Annotated in this window: 11 protein-coding genes; 7 read left to right on the top strand and 4 right to left on the bottom strand. The window is 72.4% G+C overall.

From position 1 onward, the window contains the following. Positions 1-155 precede the first annotated feature (155 nt). Entirely contained in the window at positions 156-1,163 is a 1,008-nt protein-coding gene (gene rsmH, locus ACFXGX_RS05285; RefSeq protein WP_384784839.1) for a 16S rRNA (cytosine(1402)-N(4))-methyltransferase RsmH, read from the bottom strand. A gap of 426 nt (positions 1,164-1,589) precedes the next feature. Here rsmH and ACFXGX_RS05280 point away from each other — a divergent pair, with 426 nt between their 5' ends. The 4 genes from ACFXGX_RS05280 (at position 1,590) to ACFXGX_RS05265 (ending at position 7,160) form a co-directional block, all read left to right on the top strand. Then, positions 1,590-2,138 (top strand): beta-class carbonic anhydrase, encoded by a 549-nt coding sequence (locus ACFXGX_RS05280; protein ID WP_384784838.1) that lies wholly within the window; start codon positions 1,590-1,592, stop codon positions 2,136-2,138. 263 nt (positions 2,139-2,401) lie between these two features. Further along, positions 2,402-3,436, top strand: a complete 1,035-nt coding sequence (locus ACFXGX_RS05275; protein WP_384784836.1) for an AAA family ATPase — start codon at positions 2,402-2,404, stop codon at positions 3,434-3,436. Then, a complete protein-coding gene (locus ACFXGX_RS05270; RefSeq protein ID WP_384784834.1) occupies positions 3,436-4,797 on the top strand; it encodes a DUF58 domain-containing protein in 1,362 nt (453 codons plus the stop codon). Before ACFXGX_RS05275 ends, ACFXGX_RS05270 begins: the two co-directional genes overlap by 1 nt. Next, positions 4,794-7,160: a DUF3488 and DUF4129 domain-containing transglutaminase family protein gene (locus ACFXGX_RS05265; RefSeq protein WP_384784832.1), complete on the top strand. Its 2,367-nt coding sequence runs from the start codon at positions 4,794-4,796 to the stop codon at positions 7,158-7,160. Before ACFXGX_RS05270 ends, ACFXGX_RS05265 begins: the two co-directional genes overlap by 4 nt. A 494-nt stretch (positions 7,161-7,654) precedes the next feature. Here the strand turns inward: ACFXGX_RS05265 and ACFXGX_RS05260 are convergent, their stop codons facing one another. The 3 genes from ACFXGX_RS05260 to ACFXGX_RS05250 form a co-directional block, all read right to left on the bottom strand. Beyond that, complete coding sequence (locus ACFXGX_RS05260) at positions 7,655-8,053, bottom strand: DUF3040 domain-containing protein (RefSeq protein ID WP_355775083.1); 399 nt, start codon at positions 8,051-8,053, stop codon at positions 7,655-7,657. Between the two features lie 273 nt (positions 8,054-8,326). Further along, on the bottom strand, positions 8,327-9,097 hold the full coding sequence (locus tag ACFXGX_RS05255; RefSeq protein WP_384784830.1) for a methyltransferase: 771 nt from the start codon (positions 9,095-9,097) through the stop codon (positions 8,327-8,329). 245 nt (positions 9,098-9,342) lie between these two features. Next, a complete protein-coding gene (locus ACFXGX_RS05250; RefSeq protein WP_384784828.1) occupies positions 9,343-9,927 on the bottom strand; it encodes an SAV_6107 family HEPN domain-containing protein in 585 nt (194 codons plus the stop codon). Between the two features lie 176 nt (positions 9,928-10,103). On the opposite strand from ACFXGX_RS05250, the gene ACFXGX_RS05245 reads away from it, so the two are divergent. The 3 genes from ACFXGX_RS05245 to ACFXGX_RS05235 are packed head-to-tail and all read left to right on the top strand — an operon-like array spanning position 10,104 to position 13,739. Further along, complete coding sequence (locus ACFXGX_RS05245; protein WP_384784826.1) at positions 10,104-11,003, top strand: ATP-binding cassette domain-containing protein; 900 nt, start codon at positions 10,104-10,106, stop codon at positions 11,001-11,003. Next, complete coding sequence (locus tag ACFXGX_RS05240; RefSeq protein WP_384784824.1) at positions 10,990-13,074, top strand: YhgE/Pip family protein; 2,085 nt, start codon at positions 10,990-10,992, stop codon at positions 13,072-13,074. Before ACFXGX_RS05245 ends, ACFXGX_RS05240 begins: the two co-directional genes overlap by 14 nt. A 35-nt stretch (positions 13,075-13,109) precedes the next feature. Continuing rightward, a complete protein-coding gene (locus tag ACFXGX_RS05235; RefSeq protein WP_384784822.1) occupies positions 13,110-13,739 on the top strand; it encodes a TetR/AcrR family transcriptional regulator in 630 nt (209 codons plus the stop codon). The last annotated feature ends 184 nt before the right edge of the window (positions 13,740-13,923 follow it).

Raw genomic sequence — 13,923 nt, 5'->3', positions numbered from 1 at the left:
TTACACCACCTCCTCCGGGTTTTGTGGGCGGGGCGCGGGGGGGCGGGGGGGGGCCCTTTGTCGCGGCCCCCCCCGCGGGGGGGGGGGGGCCCCCGGGGCCCGGGGCGTCGCACGGGTCCGGGTTTCCGCCTCACGGCCTCTCCTTCTCCCCGCGCCTACTCGGCCGATTCCTCGCGGATGCGCTCTGCTCCCCGCAGCCGGGCGGGAGCGGCCCGCCGGTTCTCGGCGACCTCCTCCTCGGTGGGAAGTTCGGCACCGCGGGTGAGGAGCTTGAGCCGGGGCTGGTAGCGCTCGGGGACGACCGGCAGTCCGGGCGGCGCGGTGTTGGCGGCGCCGGCCGCGAACACCTGCTTGACCAGCCGGTCCTCCAGCGAGTGGTACGACAGAACGGCGATCCGGCCGCCGACGGCGAGCGCCTGCACGGCCGCGGGAATCGCCCGCTCCAGGACACTCAGTTCGCCGTTGACCTCGATGCGCAGCGCCTGGAAGGTGCGCTTGGCGGGGTTGCCGCCGGTGCGCTTGGCTGCCTGGGGCAGCGCGTCCCGGATGAGTTCGACGAGCCGCGCGCTGTTGGTGAAGGGCTCCTTCTCGCGCTCGCGCACGACCGCGGAGACGATCCGCTTGGCCTGCTTCTCCTCGCCGTACGCCCGCAGGATCCGCACCAGTTCGCCCGGCGGGTAGGTGTTGAGGACCTCGGCGGCGCTCATGCCGGTCGTCTGGTCCATGCGCATGTCGAGCGGGGCGTCCTGGGAGTAGGCGAATCCCCGGTCGGCCTCGTCGAGTTGCATGGAGGAGACGCCGAGGTCGAACAGGACGCCCTGGACGCGCGGGACGCCGAGGCGGTCGAGCACGTCGGGGAGTTCGTCGTAGACGGCGTGCACCAGGTCGGCGCGGGTGCCGTAGGGGGCGAGCCGCTCTCCGGAGAGGCGCAGTGCCTCCTTGTCCCGGTCCAGGGCGACGAGCCGCACTCCGGGGAACCGGGTCAGCAGTGCCTCGCTGTGACCGCCGAGTCCGAGTGTGCAGTCGACGACCACGGCTCCCGGCTCGGTGAGGGCCGGGGCCAGCATGTCCAGGCACCGGTCGAGCATCACCGGGACGTGTCGGCTCTGCCCCTCCGGTCGCCCGCTGTCACCCTCGTCGGGAAGCGCTTCGCGCCCTTTCATTCCGGGCCCTCTCAGGTCCGGCGCGGCCCTACGCACCGCCGGGTCCCCACCCGCTCGGGAAGGGGAGGCCCGCCGTCGCCGGATGAAGGGCGTCGGCCGACCGGGAGCGGGAGGAGGCCGAGCCGTACGTACGCGCCGCGCACGCGGGGAAACTCCGGAAAGTCGCCGGGTCTCCTGGGGAAAACAGTGCAGCGGGGAGAGCCTCGCCTCCCGCTTCGCGTCACTTTAGTCCACGGTGTCTCGCGGTCAACCAACCGGCATGCGCGTCGCGGACGACGCTCGGACCGAAGCCGCGGATCCGGAAGAATCACCCGAACGGGCAGGCCGTCACCGCCCGTGTGGATTACCTCACAACAAGCCGCGATGACATTCTTTGTCCCCTCTCACAACGGGCCTCGCCCAAGCGTGACCAGTAACGTCGCAGGTATGACGACTTCCGCATCCGTTCCCACCGAGCCCGAAGACGCCATAGACATGGAGCGCTCGGTCACCGACCGCCTCGTGGACGCGAACGGGAAATACGCCGCCGCCTTCGCCGACCCGGGGATGGACGCCCGTCCCGTGCAGCGGGTCGCCGTCGTCGCGTGCATGGACGCCCGCCTCGACCTGCACGCCGCGCTCGGCCTGAAGCTGGGCGACTGTCACACCATCCGCAACGCGGGCGGCGTGGTCACCGACGACGTGATCCGCTCGCTCACCATCAGCCAGCGCGCCCTCGGCACCCGCAGCGTGGCCCTCATCCACCACACCGGCTGCGGCCTGGAGTCCCTCACGGAGGAGTTCCGGCACGACCTGGAGATGGAGGTCGGCCAGCGCCCCGCGTGGGCGGTCGAGGCCTTCCGGGACGTCGACCAGGACGTACGGCAGTCGATGCAGCGCGTGCGCACCTCCCCGTTCCTGGTGCACACCGACGACGTACGCGGCTTCGTCTTCGACGTCACGACCGGCCTGCTGCGGGAGATCGACCCCTCCTGACCCTGGCCCGCAGGAGCCCCGGTCGCCGGCCCTCCGCAGCTCGTGGGACCCTCTCTGCACAAAAAACCCCGGCCGCCCGGTGCCCAAAGAGCCGTAAGAACTGACATATCGCGGCCACTTGTCCACAGGCGGATGACACGAACCGGTAACGGCAACAAGAATGCGGGTGTGGCGTCACGCGGAACCTTTCGCGCGTGGTGCCCGTGTTTCGGGGTGGGCCGGTCCGCACAGGGCGTCGGCCCGAAAGGGCCTAGGAGGGCCGGGTGACGACCTATGACGATCGTGCGAGCCTCACGGATCTGACCGCCACTGCGGAGCGTGTCCGCAGTTCGGTGGAAGGAGTGATCGAAGGCAAGCCTGAGGTCGTACGGCTTTCGCTGACCGTGCTGCTGGCCGAGGGCCATCTTCTGATCGAGGATGTCCCCGGCGTCGGCAAGACCATGCTCGCCAAGGCGCTGGCGCGTTCCATCGACTGTTCGGTACGGCGCATCCAGTTCACACCCGACCTGCTGCCCTCGGACATCACGGGTGTGTCGATCTGGGACCAGCAGCGCCGGGACTTCGAGTTCAAGCCGGGCGCGATCTTCGCGCAGATCGTGATCGGCGACGAGATCAACCGCGCCTCGCCCAAGACGCAGTCCGCGCTCCTGGAGTCGATGGAGGAGCGCCAGGTCACCATCGACGGGCAGACCTACGAGCTGCCCAGTCCGTTCATGGTGGTGGCCACCCAGAACCCGGTCGAGATGGAGGGCACCTACCCTCTGCCGGAGGCCCAGCGCGACCGCTTCATGGCCCGTGTCTCCATCGGCTACCCCAGCGCGGAAGCCGAACTGCAGATGCTGGACATCCACGGCGGCGCGAGCCCGCTGGACGACCTCCAGCCGGTCGCCCACGCGCACGACATCGTGAAGCTGATCGACGCGGTCCGCACGGTCCATGTCGCCGACCCGGTGCGCCGCTACGCGGTGGACCTGGTGTCGGCCACGCGTACCCAGCCCGACCTGAGACTCGGCGCGTCACCGCGTGCCACGCTGCATCTGCTGCGCGCGGCGAAGGCGTCCGCCGCTCTCAGCGGCCGGGAGTACGCGCTGCCGGACGACGTGCAGGCCCTCGCCGTCGCGGTCCTCGCCCACCGCCTGCTGCCCACGGCACAGGCGCAGTTGAACCGCCGTACGTCCGAGCAGGTCGTCCAGGAGATCATCCAGCGCACCCCGGTGCCCGCCGCTCCCCAGCAGTCCGGCCTCTCGATGGGCAGGGGCGCGCCCACGTACGGTCAGCAGCCGCCCCGGAGGCTGTGATGACAGAGGCGAGCGCGGGCCACACCGCCGAGGACAAGGGCGGGCTGCGCACCGCGCTCGCCGGTCTCACCACGCGCGGCCGCTCGTTCCTGGCCGCGGGAGTGGCCGCCGCGATCTGCGCGTACGTCCTCGGGCAGAGCGAGCTGCTCCGGGTCGGCCTGCTCCTCGCGGTGCTGCCGCTGGTCTGCGCGGCCGTCCTGTACCGCACCCGCTACCGGGTCTCGGGCAGCCGCAGGCTCTCCCCCGGGCGGGTGCCCGCGGGCTCCGAGGCCCGCGTGCATCTGCGCATGGACAACATCTCGCGGCTGCCCACGGGTCTGCTGATGCTCCAGGACAAGGTGCCCTACGTCCTCGGTCCGCGCCCCCGCTTCGTGCTGGACCGGGTCGAGGCGGGCGGCCGCCGCGAGGTGTCCTACCGCGTGCGCTCGGACCTGCGCGGCCGCTATCCGCTGGGCCCGTTGCAGCTGCGGCTGACCGACCCGTTCGGGATGTGCGAGCTGACCCGCTCCTTCTCGGCGTACGACACCCTGACCGTCATACCGCGCGTGGAGGCGCTGCCACCGGTGCGGCTGACCGGTGAGGCGCAGGGGTACGGCGACGGGCGGCAGCGCTCTCTCGCCCTGGCCGGCGAGGACGACATCATTCCGCGCGGGTACCGCCACGGCGACGACCTGCGCCGCGTGCACTGGCGGCTGACCGCCCGCTACGGCGAGCTGATGGTCCGCCGCGAGGAACAGCCCCAGCGCTCCCGCTGCACCGTACTGCTGGACACCCGGGGCATCGCCTTCCAGGGCGCGGGCCCCGACTCGGCCTTCGAGTGGGCCGTCTCGGGAACGGCCTCCACGCTGCTGCACATGCTCGAACGGGGCTTCTCGGTGCGCCTTCTGACGGACACCGGCAGCTCGGTGCCCGGCGAGGGCGCCGAGGGGTTCGCGGGCACGAGCCAGGGATCGGCGGACGCGGCCGGGATGATGATGGACACGCTCGCCGTCGTCGACCACTCGGACGGCACGGGGCTCTCCCGCGCCTACGAGGTGCTGCGCGGCGGGAACGAAGGACTGCTGATCGCCTTCCTCGGCGATCTCGACGAGGAGCAGGCGACCGTGCTCGGCAAGATGCGCCAGCGCAGCGGCGGGGCCGTCGCGTTCCTGCTCGACAGCGAGTCCTGGGTCCGGGAACCGACCGAGGTGCCTGGCCCGTTGGACGAACGCACGGACCCGCTGCGCATGCTGCGCGAGGCGGGCTGGACCGCCGTGACGGTGCCGCGGGGGGCGTCGCTCGCCGACCTGTGGCGTGAGGCGGACCGCCGGCGCACGTATGCGGCGTCGACGGGGACTACCGCGGGGGGTGGTGGCGCATGAGCGGGCGGGCCAGGCTGGCGCTGTACGCGGCGGCGGCCACACTGATGACGTCGTGCGCGCTGCTGCCGCTGGTGAGCCCGGCGACGTGGATCTTCCAGGCGGCGTTCCTGCTGGCCGTGCAGACCGGTGTCGGCGCGCTGACCCGGCGGGTCCCGCTGGCCCGGCCGCTGACCGTGGCGGCACAGGCGCTGGTGACGCTGATGATGCTGACGCTGGTCTTCGCCCGGGGCCAGGCCCTCGCCGGGATCGTCCCCGGTCCCGAGGCCTTCCAGCACTTCTCGGCACTGCTCCAGGCGGGCGCCGACGACGTCGGCAGATACTCGATCCCCGCTCCGCTGTCGGACGGGATCCGGCTGATGGTGGTCGGCGGTGTCCTGGTGATCGGCCTCGCGGTGGACACCCTCGCGGTGACCTACCGCAGCGCCGCGCCCGCCGGCCTTCCGCTGCTCGCCCTGTACTCGGTCGCCGCGGGCCTGTCCAGCGGCGGCGCGGCCTGGCTGTGGTTCCTGCTCGCGGCCGCCGGCTATCTGATGCTGCTGCTGGCCGAGAGCCGGGACCGGCTCTCGCAGTGGGGCCGGGTCTTCGGCGGAGCGGCCCGCGGGCCGGGACCGGAGTCCGCGAGCGGTGTCGTCGCACCTGTCCGCACCGGTCGGCGGATCGGCCTGGTCGTGCTGGGCGTCGCCCTGTTCGTGCCGTTCGCGCTGCCCTCGCTCGACGGCGGTCTGCTGGACGGAGCGGGCCGGGGCATAGGCAACGGCACCGGAGACGGCGGCACGATCGCCGCGGTGAACCCGCTGGTCTCGCTCCGCGACAGCCTGAACGTGGACGAGGACCGCACGGTCATGACGTACCGCACGAACACGGGGGACACCCAGAACCTGTACCTGCGGATCGTCTCGCTGGACGACTTCGACGGCACCGCGTGGAAGCCGGCGCAGCGGCACATCGTGGACGTGCCGAAGACGTTCCCGACGCCGGTCGGGCTGTCGGGCGAGGTCAAGCGGGCGACGATCCGGACCCAGATCGCGGCGGCCGACTGGTACGCGCAGGACTGGCTGCCGATGCCGTATCCGGCCAGCAACGTGGACATCAAGGGGAGCTGGCGGTACGAACCCGTGGGGCGCACGCTCGTCGGCGACCACGGGCAGAACACGCGTGGCGCGCGGTACGAGGTCACCAGCCTGATGGTGGAGCCGACGGCGCAGCAGCTCGCGAGCGCTCCGGAGGCCTCGCCCGCGATGAAGCGCGAGTACACCAAGGTTCCGGAGTCGCTGCCCGCGATCGTGGCGAAGACGGCCCGCAAGGTCACCGCGGGCTCGGCCAACCACTACGAGCAGGCGGTCAAGCTCCAGGACTACTTCGCGGTCAGCGGCGACTTCCGTTACAACACCCAGGTGCAGGCCGGCAGTGGCTCCACCGCGATCGCGAACTTCCTGAAGGAGAAGGAGGGCTTCTGCGTCCACTTCTCCTTCGCGATGGCCTCGATGGCGCGCACCCTCGGGATTCCGGCCCGCGTCGCGGTCGGCTTCACCTCGGGGACCCCGCAGGCGGACGGTTCGATGGCGGTCGGGCTGCGGGACGCGCACGCCTGGCCCGAGCTGTACTTCGAGGGCGTGGGCTGGACCCGCTTCGAGCCGACCCCGAGCCGGGGTTCGGTGCCGTCGTACACCCAGACGAACACGCCGGGCGAGATCGAGCCCGCGGCCCCGAAGCCGACGTTCTCGACGTCCGCGGCGCCCTCGGCGGCGCCGTCGGCGAGCGAGAGCTGCTCGCCGCAGCTCCGGAAGCTCGCGGCCTGCCCGGGGCAGTCCCCGTCGGCCGCCGTCGGCACCGACGACGACATCTGGCCCTCGATGAAGAGCGTGGGGCTGACGCTGGCCGGGCTGCTGGTGCTGGTGCTGGCGCTGCTGCCCATGCTGTGGCGGATACGGGTGCGGGAGGTCCGGCTCGGCGGTCACGGCCGCTCCGAGGCGGACGTGGCGGCGCACACGCTGGGGGCCTGGTCGGAGGTGACCGACACGGCGTGGGACTACGGGATCGCGCCGCAGGAGTCACAGACGCCGAGAAAGGCGGCCGAGCGGATCGTCAGGCTCGGGGAACTGGACCCGAAGGCCGAGGCGGCGGTGCACCGGCTGGCCGCGGCCGTGGAGCAGGTTCTCTACGCTCCCCGTCCCCGGTCGGTGGCGGGCCTCGCCGACGACGCGCGCCGGGTCGGGAGGTTCTTCCGGACGTCCGCGAGCCGTCCCGCGCGGCTGCGCGCGCTCCTCGTCCCTCGTTCGGCCGTCCGGGCGATATGGATGGCCTCGGCCGCCTGGACGAACCTGAAAACCCGCCACCACCACCCGACCGGCCAGAACACCTGACAACCCCCGGCCCGGCTGCGGCCAGGCGCCCAGCGGGGCGGGACGGGCGGGCACAGCCATCGATGCCGGCCCGACTGTGCCCAGGCGTACCGCGGGGCGGGACAGGTGGGCACAGCCACCGGTGCCGGCCCGACTGTGCCCAGGCGCCCCGCGGGGCGGGACAGGTGGGCACAGCCACCGGTGCCGGCCCGACTGTGCCCAGGCGTACCGCGGCCAGGTCAGCCCGCAGCAACCGGTGCCGGCCCGGCTGTGGGCAGGCGTACCGCGGGGCGGGACGGGTGGGCACAGCCACCGGTGCCGGGTGCCTTGGAACGTGGTTGCCGGTCACCGGGCAGACGGAACGCCGGGGTGGTCTGCCGGGGCGCATGCCGCACGCGTGAGGGGGGGGGGGCGCCGCGCGCGCGGGCCCCCGCGCGCGGCGCCGCCCCCCCCCCCCCGCCCCCCCCCCCCCCCCCCCCCTCACGCGTAATGTCCGCTGCGACGGTGCCGAAGGCTCAGTGGCCGCCCTGCTCGTCGCGACGACGCTGCCAGCGCTGTTCGATCCGGTCCATCATGGAACGGCGTTGTCGCCCCTGCCGACGAGCGGCGGACGAGCCGGGAACGGTCGGCTGCTCACCCGGCTTGGGGGCTTTGCGCCAACCGGTGACGGCGAGCACCGCACAGCCCAGCATGACGAGGAAGCCCACCACGCTCAGCCAGATCTGAACCGCGACCATTCCAGCCATGAGGAGCGCGATACCCACCAGGAAGCCCGCGACCGCCTGGTAGACCCGTCGCCGGGTGTACGTACGCAGCCCGCTTCCCTCAAGCGCTGTCGCGAACTTGGGATCTTCGGCGTACAGCGCTCGCTCCATCTGCTCGAGCATTCGCTGCTCGTGCTCCGAGAGCGGCACGGAGTCCTCCTCATCGTGCAGTCGCCGGGGCGACCGGGGGTCCCCTTCAGGATAGGCAGGGAATCGGCCCCGTGAAACCCGCCCTCTACGCCAATTCGCCGACCGGAACCCTTCATGGCGCCCCGATGCGCTGAGGCGTGCATTCCCCAGCGAACGGTCCGTCATGCCGGACGGTCTCCCCCGATCATACGGCGCCGCGCACTCGATCGGGTGGTCTGTGGCGTACTCCATGTGCCGCCAAGCCCCTGATCAGCGGCGCACCACGGGGGTCCCTCAGCCCTCCGTGGTCCCTCGGGCCTCACCCAGCACATGGAGCTGTGTGGCCACGGAGTGGAACGCGGTGAGCTCGGCCGCCGCCGCCTCCAGCTTGAGCAGAGCCTCCAGGGCTCCCGGCTCGGTGTCCACCAGGACCCCCGGCACCAGGTCCGCGAAGACCCGGACACCGTGCACGGCGGCGACGTGCAGACCCGCGCCCGCGACCAGGGAGGTGAGCTGTTCGGCGGTGAACCGGTGCGGAACGGGATCGCTCTCGCCCCAGCGTCCGTCCGGGTCGTCGAGCGCGTGCCGGGCCTCCTTGAAGTGCCCGGCGAGGGCGCGGGCCAGGACGGCACCGCCCAGGCCCGCGGCGAGGAGACTGAGCACGCCCTCGGGGCGCAGCGCGTCCACGACGTTGCGGACGCCCTCGGCCGGGTCGTCCACGTACTCCAGGACGCCGTGGCACAGCACGGCGTCGTAGCGGCCGCGCTCGACCACGTCGAAGAGGCCGTGGGCATCGCCCTGGACGCCCTGCACGCGGTCGGCGACACCGGCCTCGGCGGCACGGCGCTCCAGCGCGAACAGCGCGTTCGGACTGGGGTCAACGACGGTGACCCGGTGACCGAGGCGGGCCACGGGCACGGCGAAGTTGCCGCTGCCGCCGCCCGTGTCGAGTACGTCGAGCGACTCCCGCCCGGCGGCCTTGACCTGACGGTCCAGAGCGTCCTTGAGGACCTCCCAGACGACGGCGGTACGGAGAGAAGCGCGGGGGCGCATCGGGTCCGACACGGCAGTTGACTCCTCGGCGCGGCACCGCCTCATGAACGGCGGAGCGAAGTTCGGGCCTCCCGGCGGGGAGGCAGCAGGCGTCTCCACCCTATTGCCTCCGCCACCGTGGCCGGTCCTCCGTCTCACGCGCGCCGGATCACGCGAGGAGTGTGCGGAGGAGCGCACGAAGGATCGCCCCGCGGTCCGCCCGAAGTGCCCACCGGCCCGCGCGAAGTCCCCACCGGTCCGCCCGAAGTCCCCGCCGGTCAACCCGCGTCCGGCACCTCCCTGTCCACCCTGCCCGGCCCGTCCAGCCGGTCCCGGTCCGGGTGCTGGTCTCCGTCCTGGCGGGGCTGGGGCAGCACGGGCTGCAGCGACAGCATCCGCTCGACCAGGCGCAGGAACATGTGGACGTCGCGTATCAGGTCGTCGGCGTCGCGGGTGCTGGCCGCCCCCTGGATGCCGGCCTCCGCGCGGGCGCGACGGGTGGCCCCGGAGGCGAACAGCGCGCTCCACTCGGTCAGTTCGGGAGCGATCTCCGGGAGGACTTCCCAGGCGCTTCGGATCCGGGCTCTGCGCCGGGACGCGGGCTCCGGGCGGACCCGGGCGGCGAGCACGGCGGCGGCGGTGCGCAGCGCGGCCAAGTGGGCCGTCGCGTAGCGCTCGTTGGACGTCTCCAGGGCCGTCGCCTCGTCAAGTCCGGCGCGGGCCTGGGAGAGCAGGTCGAGGGCGGCGGGCGGGGCCGTGGCCCGGCGGAGCACGGGGTGGACGTCCCCCGCCGGTCCGGTCAGTGAGGGGGCAGGGCCGGTGGCGCGGCGCCGACGGGCGGCGGCTGCGGAGGAGCTGGCCATGACGAACCTCCTGTCGTCGTGTGACGGCACTGTGGCCGTATGTGCCCATCGTGCGGTATGCCACTGACAATCCGTTCTGACCTGCGATTTTGCTTCGATCGACAGTTCGGGTTAGTTTTTGCACTGACCAGTCAGTTCAAAAGTGGTTCGAGTGTGTTCCAAAGAATGGGGGAGCTGTGGACGGTCCGTACGGACTGCGTGTCACGGCCGAGGACTTCGGACTCGAAGGACCCCGCGGATGGGTTTTCCGCGGGGTCCGTCTCGATGCCGGTCCCGGATCGCTCGTCGCGATCGAGGGGCCGTCGGGATCCGGCCGCACCTGCCTGCTGCTCGCCCTCACGGGCCGGATGAAGGCCACCGAGGGGACGGCGGCCGTGGGTTCGTCGAAGCTGCCCAAGCAGATGGCCGCGGTGCGCCGGACCAGCGCGCTCGCGCACGTGCCCGGTGTCACGGACCTCGACCCCGCGCTGACCGTCGGGGAGCACCTGCGGGAACGGGCCCTGCTGCAGCGGCGGTTCGGGGGTTCGCTGCGCGCGCTGCTGCGGCCGCGCGGCGAGCGGGTGAGTGAGACCGGGGCGCGGATCGGTGCCGCGCTGGCCGCCGCCGGGCTCGACCCGGACACACTGCCCAAGGGCACGAGGACCGCCGTACGCGATCTGGAACGGCTCGAAACCCTGCGGCTGTCGCTCGCGCTGGCCCTGATCGGCCGCCCCCGGCTGCTCGGCGTCGACGACACCGACCTCAAGCTCTCGGACGCCGAACGGTCCGAGGCCTGGGCCCTGTTGACGTCTCTCGCCGAGTCCGGCACGACGGTCGTCGCGGTGTGCAGCGAGGCTCCCGAGGGTGCCGTCGTCGTGTCCACCGCACCGGCCGCCACGACGACCACCGCCGCCGCCGCCGAGGAGAACCCGGGCGCCGACACCGCCACCACCACCCCCACGGACGCCGCCTCCGAGACCGCCTCCGGCACAGACACCGACACGGACACGGACACGCACACGGCCTCCGCCGGCGACAGCGACAGCGACAGCGGCAGCCCGAACCGCGACAAGGAGACGGCCGATGCGATCGCCTGAACTGGCCCTTCTCGAACTCCGCCGCTTCGGCCGCGGCAAGCTCCCGCGTGCCGCCCTCGTCGCGCTCCTGCTGCTGCCCCTGCTGTACGGCGCCCTGTACCTGTGGTCGTTCTGGGACCCGTACGGCCGTCTCGACCGCATTCCCGTGGCCCTGGTGAACGCCGACGAGGGGGCGACGGCCGACGGCCGCAAGGTCGCCGTCGGGGACACCATCACCGAGGGACTGCGCGACAGCGACACCTTCGAGTGGCACGAGGTGAGCCCGGCCGAGGCCCGCCGGGGCGTGGAGGACGGAACGTACTACCTGTCGCTGACCATGCCGGGCGACTTCAGCCGGAGGATCGCGTCGAGTTCCGGGACCTCGCCCGAGACGAGCGCGCTCCAGGTGCGGACCAACGACGCGAACAACTACATCGTCGGGCAGATCTCCCGCACGGTGTTCAGCGAGGTCCGGACGGCCGCCTCCACGAAGGCCTCGCGTTCGTTCCTCGACAAGATCTTCATCTCGTTCTCGGACATCCACGGGAAGACCGTCCAGGCGGCCGACGGCGCCGACCGGCTCAACAGCGGCATCGGCAGGGCGAAGAAGGGCTCCAAGGATCTCGCGGACGGTCTGAAGGAGGCCAAGAAGGGCAGCGGGAAGCTCTCCGGGGGCCTCAGGAAACTCACCACGGGCGCGGGCGACCTGGAGGACGGTTCGCGGCAGGTCGCGGACGGCACCCGGGCGCTGGCCGGCAAGGTCGACGGGGTCGCCGACAAAGTGGGCCCCTTCCTCAAGGACAACGAGAAGTCGATCGGCGACACGGCCGAGCTGGTCGCCGACTCCGCCGCGGGAATCCGGCACAACCTCGGCACCCTGGTGAAGACGGCCCCGGCCGCGGCCAAGGGCGCGCGCACCGCCTCCGAGGCGCTGAACACCGTCCACCGCGCGCGGTGCGAGGCCCTGCCGGTCCCCGACCCGGCGTGTCCCGAGCTGACGAAGGCCACGGAGGCCGCCGCGGACGTCGTCGCGGTCACCGAGGACGTCAACACGCTGATCGGCGACCAGGACGGCGACCTCGTCGAGCTGGACAAGAACCTGGCCACCCTGGAGAAGCAGGCCCGCGCCCTCGCCGGCCGTGCGCCGCATCTCTCCGAGGACCTCGACGACGCCGTCTCCAGGATCGACAAGCTGAACGAGGGCGCCACCGCGGTCGCCCGGGGCGCGAAGCGGCTGCACTCCGGTCTCGGCACCGCGAAGACCGGCGCGGCGACCCTCGACAAGGGCGTCGGCCGGCTGAAGACCGGCGCGGGCGATCTCGACGGCGGCCTGTACAAGCTCGTCGGCGGCTCCGGGAAGCTGGCGGGCGGTCTGCACGACGGCGCCGAGCGGATCCCCGACTACGACAAGCCCGACCGCGACCTGCGCACCGAGGTCATGGCCGACCCGGTGCGCATGGCCTCCCGGGATCTACACAAGGCGCCCAACTACGGCACCGGCTTCGCCCCCTACTTCATCCCGCTGTCGCTGTGGGTCGGCGCGATGGTGGCGTACATGCTGATCCAGCCGCTGAACCGGCGCGCGCTCGCGGCGGGCGCCTCGGCGTGGCGCATCGCGCTGGCGGGCTGGCTGCCGGTCGCCGTCGTCGGCATCCTGCAGACGGCCGCCCTGATGGCGGTGCTGCACTGGGCGATCGGCCTCCAGATGGCGCGGGCGGCGGGAACGGTCGGCTTCCTGTTCCTGGTCACGGCCTGCTTCGCGGCGATCGTGCAGTGGCTGAACGCCCGCTTCGGAGCCGCCGGCCGGATCCTCGTCCTGGCCTTCCTGATGCTCCAGCTCACCTCGGCGGGCGGCACGTACCCCGTCCAGACCAGTCCGGCCTTCTTCAACGCGATCCACCCCTTCATGCCGATGAGTTACGTCGTCGAGGCGCTCCGCAGGCTCATCACCGGCGGCGGCCTGGAGCCCGTACGGACCGCGTGCGCCGTGCTGACCGCCTTCACCGTGGGCGCGCTCGCGCTCACCGCCCTGACGGCGCGCCGCAAGCAGGTGTGGACCCTCGACCGGCTGCACCCGGAGCTGAGCCTGTGACCACGCGCGCGGGTGCTCCTGTGACAATCGGAGCCATGGAAAGCAGCAGCACCACGGCGGGCGGCGGAAGCCGCCGCGAGGCGACCCGGCAGAAACTCTACGAGGCGGCCGTCACCCTGATCGCCGAACAGGGCTTCTCCGCCACCACGGTGGACGAGATCGCCGAGCGGGCCGGAGTCGCGAAGGGCACGGTCTACTACAACTTCGCGAGCAAGTCGGTCCTCTTCGAAGAGCTGCTGCGCCATGGCGTCGGGCTTCTCACCGCGTCGCTGCGGGACGCGGCGGAGAAGACCGACCGGGACGGCGGCAGCAAGGTCGACGCGCTGGACGCGATGATCCGGGCCGGGCTCGTCTTCATCAACCGCTATCCGGCGTTCACCCAGCTCTACGTGGCGGAGCTCTGGCGCACCAACCGCGCCTGGCAGTCCACCCTGATGGTGGTGCGGCAGCAGGCGGTGGCGGTCGTCGAGGGCGTCCTGCGCGACGGGGTGGCGGGCGGGGAGCTCAGCGACGAGATCGACATCCCGCTGACGGCGGCGGCGCTGGTCGGGATGGTCCTGGTGGCCGCCCTGGACTGGCAGGCCTTCCAGCCGGAGCGCTCCCTGGACGACGTCCACGCGGCACTGTCCCGGCTCCTCCAGGGACGCGTGAGCGGCCACCGCTGAGCCGGGGCGACGGGACCGGCGCCGGAAGACCGGTGGCCGGCCCCGTGGCCGCAGGGTCGGGCGCCCTGACGTACGAGAGCGCCGGTACGGTCGGCCGCGTCCCCCCCCGGGCGGCAGGAAAGGCGCCACCACGTAAACACCCCAAACCCCCCACGGGGCCCCCAGCGGGGTGAACCCCGGGTGG

It is taken from the genome of Streptomyces sp. NPDC059371 (genome assembly GCF_042751995.1).
In the GTDB taxonomy this organism is placed as follows: domain Bacteria; phylum Actinomycetota; class Actinomycetes; order Streptomycetales; family Streptomycetaceae; genus Streptomyces.
Note: the sequence above shows the minus strand (reverse complement) of the source record. Positions and strands in the feature narration are given on the sequence as shown.

Excerpts from the sequence above, each read along its gene's own strand:
- rsmH (WP_384784839.1), bottom strand. The coding sequence starts at position 1,163 with ATGAAAGGGCGCGAAGCGCTTCCCGACGAGGGTGACAGCGGGCGACCG.
- ACFXGX_RS05280 (WP_384784838.1), top strand. The coding sequence starts at position 1,590 with ATGACGACTTCCGCATCCGTTCCCACCGAGCCCGAAGACGCCATAGAC.
- ACFXGX_RS05270 (WP_384784834.1), top strand. The coding sequence starts at position 3,436 with ATGACAGAGGCGAGCGCGGGCCACACCGCCGAGGACAAGGGCGGGCTG.
- ACFXGX_RS05265 (WP_384784832.1), top strand. The coding sequence starts at position 4,794 with ATGAGCGGGCGGGCCAGGCTGGCGCTGTACGCGGCGGCGGCCACACTG.
- ACFXGX_RS05250 (WP_384784828.1), bottom strand. The coding sequence starts at position 9,927 with ATGGCCAGCTCCTCCGCAGCCGCCGCCCGTCGGCGCCGCGCCACCGGC.
- ACFXGX_RS05240 (WP_384784824.1), top strand. The coding sequence starts at position 10,990 with ATGCGATCGCCTGAACTGGCCCTTCTCGAACTCCGCCGCTTCGGCCGC.
- ACFXGX_RS05235 (WP_384784822.1), top strand. The coding sequence starts at position 13,110 with ATGGAAAGCAGCAGCACCACGGCGGGCGGCGGAAGCCGCCGCGAGGCG.